Consider the following 1248-nt stretch of genomic DNA (forward strand, 5'->3'; position numbering starts at 1 on the left):
TGCCGTATTCGTCACTGCTTCCGATAAGACGCGTATCGTCGTCCGTTTCAACCGTAACGGTAACGTCCTTGTTCGTAACGGGGTATGCGTCGTTGTTAAACGTGCCGTCGGCATTTTTGGACGGATTTGTGCTTACAGCGTATCCTTCCGTGCCGTCAGCGGGGATTTTTGTGCCCTCTTCACGGTTTGTAACCCAGTTTGTGCCGTCAAATTCGTCGTAGCTGTAGCTCCATTTAACGCTTGTGATTTTCGGAGCCTTTTTGTCAAGCTCGGTGATTGTTATTGTAAGGTACGAAGAACGTCCCTCGGTGTCGTGGATTTTAAATGTGTAGTTGCCGTTTTCGTAGAATACAAAGCTGTTTTTGTTTCCGTCTTTGTCAACGACGGGTTTTGTCATACCGCCGTAGGTCACGAAAATTTCCGACTCTTTACGAGCCTCGTCCATAGGACTTGTCGGAACTTCGGGTTTGCTGAACGTTATCGAAACAACCGACGGGTCGGTCAACGCGTCTGCGGTGTATTCAAGCGTCGGGGGAGTTTTGTCAATGTTTGCAACCTCTGCCGTCTGACTTCCCGTGTTGCCGTATTCGTCCGCAAAGTACACACCAACCGTTCCCGATTTTGTAAACGTTATAACCGAGGTGTTGTAGTTTACGCTGTAATCCGCCTCTGTGAGAGGTGCGAGCGGTTCAACGCCCGTAATTCTCACGTTTGAGTTTCCGCTGAAAATAAGCGTTGCGTTTACGGGACGCGAGGTGTATTCCTTGGTGCTGTAAGCAACCTCTGCCGCGGGAACTGTTTTGCTGATGTTCTTAACGTTAAAGCTCTTAACCGATTTGTTGCCCGCGTCGTCCAAAAGGGTTATGCTGTATGTGCCGTTTTTGCTTATTTTGCCTGTGTATTCGGCAAATTTAACATTAACGCCGTCAACTTCTTTTTTATATTCGTTTGTCTTTGTGAGTGCAGCTTCTTCACTGCCCGTGAGCGTAACCGTTCCCGGACCGCTCTTTGCGTCGGACACTGTGATGTTAACGTCAATATCCTGATTTGTTTTCGCGGTTGACGAGAGCGTGTAATCAATCGCACCGGGTTCGACGTCGAAGTTTGCGAGCGACACGTTAACGTCCGCACGGTAGTTGTATTTGTCTTTGAGATTGAATGTAAACGAGTTTTGGTAACTGCTTAATTCTTTCTCGCTGCTTCTGTTGTTGTTTGTAACCGCAAGACCTCTTTCACCGCCTCTGCCGT

The 1248-nt window shown here is 48.2% G+C and carries 1 protein-coding gene; it reads right to left on the minus strand.

The window, feature by feature from the left end:
- Window positions 1-1248, minus strand: a 1248-nt coding sequence (locus H8706_RS12020; RefSeq protein WP_262432829.1) for a hypothetical protein, incomplete at both ends; no start/stop codon positions are given.

The sequence above is a fragment of the Qingrenia yutianensis genome (assembly GCF_014385105.1).
Classification (GTDB): Bacteria; Bacillota; Clostridia; order UMGS1810; family UMGS1810; genus Qingrenia; species Qingrenia yutianensis.